Here is a 6,835-nt window from a genome sequence, read left to right on the forward strand (position 1 = left end):
CCGGGAGACCCCCGTGCACACCTTCACCCCCACCCCCGATGCCGCCGGCAGCGTCGCGCTCTCCGCCGCGCTCGGCGTCCTGCCCCTGCTGACGTTCTTCGCCACCCTCCTCGGTCTGCGCCTCAAGGCCTGGCAGTCGGGGCTCGCCGCGCTCGTGGTGGCCCTGCTCGTGGCCGTGCTGGGCTTCCACATGCCGGCCCACCTGGCGGCGCTGGCCGCCGCCCAGGGAGCGACCTTCGGCCTGTTCCCGATCGTCTGGATCGTCGTGATGGCGCTGTGGTTCTACCAGGTCACCGTGCTCTCCGGGCGATTCGACGACATGCGCGCGATCTTCGACTCGCTCGGCGGCGGAGACATCCGCATCCAGGCCGTGCTCATCGCGTTCTGCTTCGGCGGCCTGCTCGAGGCCCTCGCCGGCTTCGGCGCCCCCGTGGCCATCACGGCCACCATGGTGCTCGGCCTGGGTGTGCCCCCGCTGCGGGCGGCCACCGCCGTGCTGCTGGCGAACACCGCGCCCGTGGCCTTCGGCGCCGTGGGCACCCCCATCACCACCGCGGGCACGCTCACCGGCATCCCCGCCACGCACATCGGCGCGATCGTCGGCCACCAGGCCCCGTTCGTGGCCGTGTTCGTGCCGTTCCTGCTCGTGTTCATCATCGACGGGCTGCGCGGCGTGCGGCAGACGTGGCCGGCACTGATCGTGATCGGCGCGAGCTTCGCCGTCGCCATCTGGCTGGCCTCGACCTACTTCTCCTACGAGCTCACCGACGTCGTGGCCTCCCTGGTCTCCCTCGCCGCCGCCGTCCTGCTGCTGCGCTTCTGGCGGCCGCGGGGCGCCGAGGAGGCCCGCCAGCGCCTCGACGCCCCCGCCCGCGCGGCGGCGCAGGACCTCACCCCCGGCCGGATCTTCATGGCCGTGCTGCCCTACATCGTGGTCGTGGCCGTGTTCGCCCTGGCCAAGCTGGTCCCCTCGATCACCGCGGCCCTGAACTCCGCCACCGCGAAGATCCCGTGGCCCGGGCTCGACGGGCACCTCGTCGACGCCTCCGGCGCGCCCCTGGCGAGCACCGTGTACAAGTTCGAGTGGCTGGCCTCCCCCGGCACGCTGCTGCTGATCGCCGGCCTGATCATGGCCGTGGTCTACTCCCGGTTCGACCACGACGGCCGGTTCCCGCTCTCGGTGGGGAACGCGATCGCCGAGATCGGCCGCTGCTTCGCCCGCATGCGCTGGTCCGCCCTGACGATCGTGATCGTGCTCTCCCTGGCCTACGTCATGAACTTCTCGGGCCAGACGGTCGCCATGGGCACGTGGGTGGCCGGCCTGGGCGCGGCCTTCGTGTTCCTGTCCCCGGTGCTCGGCTGGCTCGGCACCGCCGTGACCGGTTCGGACACCTCCGCGAACGCGCTGTTCTCCACCCTGCAGCAGACCGCCGCCACGAACATCGGCGCCGATCCGGCCCTGCTGGTGGCCGCCAACACCTCCGGCGGCGTCGTGGGCAAGATGATCTCCCCGCAGTCCCTGGCGATCGCCGCGACGGCGGTCGGCATGGAGGGCCGGGAGTCCGAGATCCTGCGCCGCGTGGTGGTGTGGTCGCTCGTGCTCCTGCTGGCGGTGTGCACGCTCGTGTACCTGCAGTCCAACGTGCTGGCGTGGATGCTGCCGGCGGCGGGCTGACCGCCTGCACCACCCGAGCGGGGCGGCGTCCGTCGGTAGGATGGACGGTCGCCGCCCCGCCCCCTCGGGTCGCCGCCCCGCTCGGGTGGTGCGCCCAGGCCCACCCGTGCACGATGACCACGTCCGCCGGGACTTCTCTGCCGAGGAGCCCAACCGGCTGTGGTTGACCGACATCACCGAACACCCCACCGGTGAGGGCAAGCTCTACCTCTGCGCGATCAAGGATCTCTACGCCGGCAGGATCGTGGGGTACTCCATGGCCGGGCGCATGCAGGCATCCCTGGCCGTGAACGCCCTCGAGCAGGCCGTGGCCCGCCGCGGAGGCACCGACGTGGTGGCCGGGTGCATCGTCCACTCGGACCGCGGCTCGCAATTCCGCTCGGCCCTATTCCAGGACGCCCTGACCGCCCACGGGCTGATCGGGTCCATGGGTCAGGTCGGTGCTGCCGGGGACAACGCGGCTATGGAGTCCTTCTTCGCGCTGCTGCAGAAGAACGTGCTGGACCGACGCGACTGGGACACCCGGGACGATCTGCGGGCCGGGATCATCACCTGGATCGAGCGGGCCTACCACCGCCGCCGCCGGCAGGTGCGCCTGGGCCGATTGACGCCGGTCGAGTACGAGTTGATCATGGACCACACGCCCGCAGACCCGGCGTGAAGACGACTGTCACCTACACGTGCACCAGTCCCTACAGAGGCTTCTAGGGCTTCTGAGGTTCACCCAACGCGCTCTTCATGTGCCTCACGCCTGATCGGATGGCATCGCTCACCACACACGCGATTGCGGCGTGTGCCGAACCTCATCAATGTCCTTCGTGCCGCGCCGCATGTTGCACGCGAGATGGGTCAAGATGAGGTTCTCGGGATCGTCCGTTCCTCCCTGAGAGACCGGGATCAGGTGATCCACACTCGGCCCATGAGGATCAGTGCCAGGTACAGACGTATCCACCGCAGAGCCGCAGATGTAGCAATGACTCTGGTCTTTGAGGATGCGCGCCCGCTTAGCCTTCCAAGCGCCGTCGAACGTCCGACGTTGTGCCCGTCTCATGGACCCATCAGGGCCTATCTCCATACTCGGCATGTCGCCTCCTTCAATCGGTCTGTTACCTAGACAGACCGCCAGGACGCCCATTTAGTGATAGCCTCCCCCTAAAGCAATCCTGCCCCCTACTAAGGAGCCCCCATTGGCTGAGATCAAGACCCTCGTCGACGATCTGGACAAGATCACCCCGGCTACGCCTGTGACGTTCTACGTCCGGGATCAGGCATACATGATCGATCTGGGCGATGAGAACGCGGACCGTCTGGAGAAGATCGTCGCCGACTATGAGGAGGCGCTCTCAGAGTTCACCAAGAAGGCCCGTCGTCTGGGCCGCGTGTCTACCGGCTCCTCCTCAGGCACGAAGGGCGAAACCGCCGCTATCCGCGCCTGGGCCAAGGAGAACGGCTACGACGTGAAGGACCGTGGCCGGATTCACGCCGACGTGGTGAGCGCCTACCGGAGCGCCAGTAAGCGCCGCTGACCCCCTCCCCACCTCTTGCCTGCCCCTGAGGCGGAGACGAAAAAGACCCCCACCCATTGCGGGTAGGGGTCTTTTCGTACCTAGGGTCAGGCGTCGGCTTGGACGTGCTCGATTGCGTGACGTAGATGCTCGTCAGTCACTGCGGCGGGATTCTCGCCGGGGCGTGGAGCGGGCTTGTAGGTGAGAGCCGCGTACTCGTAGACACTGCCTACCGTGCCCCCAGAGTCGTTGACCGGAGCGGCGGCAAGTTGGTCTAGGGCGTGTCTGAGAATGGATCCACGGGTCAGCTGAGACCCTGGGGGCATGTCCCGGTTCCAGGTCCTCTCCGATGCCCAATGGGAGCTGATCGCCCCGATGCTCCCAGCCCGGACCGGCCGCGCCGGCAGGCCTTCGCCGATGCCCGCACCATGGTCGAGGCGATCATCTACCGGTACCGGTGCGGAATCGCTTGGAGGGATCTGCCCGAGGTCTACGGGCCCTGGCAGACCGTGTGGACCTGGCATCGGCGCATGGCCGAAAAAGGCACGTGGGACACGGTGTTGGCCACGCTGACCGCCGCAGCTGACGCCGAAGGTCTGATCGACTGGTCGGTCTCGGTGGACTCCACGATCGCCCGCGCCCACCAGCACGCCACGAACATCACCCGCCACACAGGGGGCTGGGTCGAACTACAAGAATCCGCGTGAAGAGAAGAATCCGCGTGAAGAGCCGACCGATCACGGCATCGGGCGCTCCCGGGGCGGGTTGAGCACGAAGATCCATCAGCTTGTGGACGGGACCAGGCTGCCGCTGGTCAGCCTGATCACCCCCGGCCAAGCAGGAGACTCCCCGATGCTGCTGCCCCTACTGGGGCAACTGCGTGTGGCACGGCCTGCAGGCCGGCCTCGCACCCGCCCGGAGGCCGTGCTGGGCGATAAGGCGTACTCCTCCCGGGCGATCCGCACCCACCTACGCGCCCGTGGGATCAAAGCGGTCATCCCCGAACCGGCCGACCAGCAGGGCCACCGCAGACGGCGCGGTGCCCGCGGCGGGCGCCCCGTCAGCCTCGACGCGGCCGCCTACAAGGGCCGCAACGTCATCGAGCGCCAGTACGCGCACCTGAAGCAGTGGCGGGGCCTGGCGACCCGGTATGACAAGTACGCGATCATCTACAGGGCCGCTGTGGTCCTGAATGCTGTGATCGCATGGTCCAAACAATTGTCAGACATGCCCTAGGCCCCGGGGCAACGGGTGTCGCTTCGTCCGGGCGGAGGTCTTCGGGATCGGCTCGCGGTTCAGGTACTGAGGAAGGCTGTCAGCTCTGCGGTGAGCTGCGCGGGGTTGTCCTCGGCCATGTGGTGCCCGCTGTCGATCCGTGCCGTTCGAAGCTCCCCGGAAACCCACGGGCGCCAGATCGCGGCCGGGTCGCCGTAAAGCGTCTCCATGTCGTCGTGGATCGACCACGCGACCAGTGTTGGGCATCCGATCGTGCGGCCGGCGGCGCGGTCGGCCTCGTCGGCGGCGCGGTCGACGTGCAGCCCGGCACGGTAATCCTCGAGCATGGCACGCACGGTCTCGGGGTCGGTGATCGCGGCGACCATGTCGTCGTAGTTCTCCTGCCCTATACGCGCGGCTTCGGGGCGGTACCAGGCGAGCGGGTCGGCGCAGATCACGCGTTCCGCGTGCTCGGTGGCGAAGAAGAACCAGTGCCACCACTCCTCCGCGAAGCGGGCGTCGGCCCGTTCGAGGGCCTCGAGTATCGGGACGCAGTCGAACACGGCGAGGCGCTCGACGCGGTCGGCGTGGTCGAGGGCGGTGCGGTAGGCGACGTAGCTGCCGCGGTCATGCCCCACGACCGAGAACGACTGGTGCCCCAGGGAGGTCATGAGCTGCGCGATGTCCTGCGCCATCGCCCGGTCCGAATACTGCCTGTGCTCGGGGTCGGGGACGGGGCCCGTCGACTGTCCGTATCCCCGGAGGTCGGGGCAGACGACGGTGAAACCCGCTGCCGCGAGACGCGGTGCAACGTGATGCCACGTGGTGTGCGTCCGAGGATGGCCGTGGAGGAGGACGACCGCTGGCCCCGTTCCGCCGATCCGGACGCGAAGCGAGACGTTGTCGGAGACGTCGATCCGGGCGAGCGCGAAGCCGTCGAAGAACATGTGGCCATCCTTCCGAATCCAGGCGCGCTTTGCGCCGACAGGCATGTGATGCCTGATTAGCGTCTCCTTCGGGTACACCCAGTGCGACACATGTGTCACAAAAGGGCCTCTTCGGGCCCTAGTGAGAACCGTGAACCTACGGTCACGTAACTGTCACCTGACCGTGCAGCAGTCCCATACGGACTGTACAGGTGTGCCGCACGCCGTCGGACACTACATTGCACACGTGAGGTCGCAGAGGAGGACTTGTGCAGTCTTCCTCGCGTGTCCTGTGCAATCTTCCCTGCATCTCGACAACTGCTGCGGTGCCGTCTCCGGCGCACCTCCCGCCCCCGTGTGGTCCATGCACATCGCCTCGCCACTGCTGCTCATCCCCCGAACGGAGCCGCCCCTGATCCAGGCCCAGAGGGGTCTCTGGGGCGTGGATCAGGGGCGGCTCGCTGGCCTGGATCTGGCGGGCCTACCTCGAGGTTCCCGTGGATCTGTGGCCGGGCAGTGGCGGCAGATTCCCCTCCCCCTGGCCCTCGTGCGGCTTGGTTTCCGCCGGGCCCCTGGCTGCCTGCTCCCGGTCTGCTCGCCCGCGCACGGCTGCGCTCTGGCTCCCGTCTACCTTCGGTGCTCCTTGGATGCTCGCCGGTCGCTGGTGCTCGTATGGCACGGCTTCCCGCTGGGGAGCTCGCGTGAAGATGTCGCAGCCGCTGGTCTACGTGTCGTAGGGCCCGGCCGGGGGCGTCTCAGAGGCCGCCGTGCGGGGTCATGTCGATCTGTGCAACAACCCGGTTCTGGGTGGTGTCCACGACGACGGTCATGGGGCGCTCGGTCCGCGGCGCGGTGACCCAGGGGTCCTCGCCGGTGGTCTCGGTGGCCACCATGAGCGCGACGTCGACGCGCTCGCCCTGAACGGTCTGCGCGCGCGACTCGAGCACCTGCACCGACGTGTTGGCCTTGGCCTGTACGAAGCGGTGCTGGGCGTCGGATTCCCAATCCCGATCGACGTCGAGCGTCTTCAGCAGCTCAGGGCTCACCGTGGGCGCCAGCGCCTCCCGCCACTGCTGCCGGCTGGTCTGCCACGTGCGCGCGTTCATGGCCTGCGCAAACCTGCTGGCCACGTCCTCGGCACGCTTGCGGGCGTCGGGGTCCAGGCCCTGGACGGCTCGCTCCTGGGCGGCCTTCTCCACCTCGATCTGGGAGCTGCGTGCCGCGCTGACCGATGACGGTCTGACCTGGGCGTTTCCAGATTTCGACGGCCCCGTGGAGGGGGTCGTTTCCCGATTCGTTTCCTGACTCGCAGCGCTGGCCGGGGCGGTGCTGGCCGACGGCTGAGGCCAGGCCCCGGCCGTGGAGTTCGCGGCCGCCGTGGGGGTGGGGGCCGGCGCCTCCGGCGTCTGCTCGCCGGGGGTGCCGGTGAGCAGCCACGCGCCGGCGCCTGCCGCGCCGAGAGCGCCGACCAGGAAGGGCCAGGCCCGCCCCGTGCGGGGCTGGGGGTCCTGGGG

At 68.7% G+C, this 6,835-nt stretch carries 5 protein-coding genes and 2 pseudogenes; 4 read left to right on the forward strand and 3 right to left on the reverse strand.

Annotated features, from left to right (window positions below; translation table 11 throughout):
* Positions 1 to 13 precede the first annotated feature (13 nt).
* Complete coding sequence (locus J1M39_RS06390) at positions 14 to 1,675, forward strand: L-lactate permease (RefSeq protein WP_002857918.1); 1,662 nt, start codon at positions 14 to 16, stop codon at positions 1,673 to 1,675.
* Positions 1,665 to 2,336, forward strand: a pseudogene (locus J1M39_RS06395) (IS3 family transposase); the annotation flags it as partial. The gene J1M39_RS06390 and the pseudogene J1M39_RS06395, both read left to right, overlap by 11 nt.
* A 108-nt stretch (positions 2,337 to 2,444) precedes the next feature.
* Here the strand turns inward: J1M39_RS06395 and J1M39_RS12620 are convergent.
* Entirely contained in the window at positions 2,445 to 2,810 is a 366-nt protein-coding gene (locus J1M39_RS12620) for an HNH endonuclease (protein WP_080695891.1), read from the reverse strand.
* A gap of 52 nt (positions 2,811 to 2,862) precedes the next feature.
* On the opposite strand from J1M39_RS12620, the gene J1M39_RS06405 reads away from it, so the two are divergent.
* Both J1M39_RS06405 and J1M39_RS06410 read left to right on the forward strand, forming a co-directional pair.
* Positions 2,863 to 3,201, forward strand: coding sequence for a histone-like nucleoid-structuring protein Lsr2 (locus J1M39_RS06405; RefSeq protein ID WP_031943884.1), 339 nt, complete (start codon positions 2,863 to 2,865; stop codon positions 3,199 to 3,201).
* 303 nt (positions 3,202 to 3,504) lie between these two features.
* Positions 3,505 to 4,416 (forward strand): annotated as a pseudogene (locus tag J1M39_RS06410) (IS5 family transposase).
* 59 nt (positions 4,417 to 4,475) lie between these two features.
* On the opposite strand, the gene J1M39_RS06415 reads toward J1M39_RS06410, so the two are convergent.
* Positions 4,476 to 5,342, reverse strand: coding sequence for an alpha/beta fold hydrolase (locus J1M39_RS06415; protein ID WP_206495795.1), 867 nt, complete (start codon positions 5,340 to 5,342; stop codon positions 4,476 to 4,478).
* 734 nt (positions 5,343 to 6,076) lie between these two features.
* Positions 6,077 to 6,520, reverse strand: a complete 444-nt coding sequence (locus J1M39_RS06420; RefSeq protein WP_145993072.1) for a hypothetical protein — start codon at positions 6,518 to 6,520, stop codon at positions 6,077 to 6,079.
* Positions 6,521 to 6,835: the final 315 nt, after the last annotated feature.

Source organism: Micrococcus sp. KRD077, from assembly GCF_017168505.1.
GTDB lineage: Bacteria > Actinomycetota > Actinomycetes > Actinomycetales > Micrococcaceae > Micrococcus > Micrococcus luteus.

Excerpts from the sequence above, each read along its gene's own strand:
- J1M39_RS12620 (WP_080695891.1), bottom strand. The coding sequence starts at position 2,810 with ATGGGCGTCCTGGCGGTCTGTCTAGGTAACAGACCGATTGAAGGAGGC.
- J1M39_RS06415 (WP_206495795.1), bottom strand. The coding sequence starts at position 5,342 with ATGTTCTTCGACGGCTTCGCGCTCGCCCGGATCGACGTCTCCGACAAC.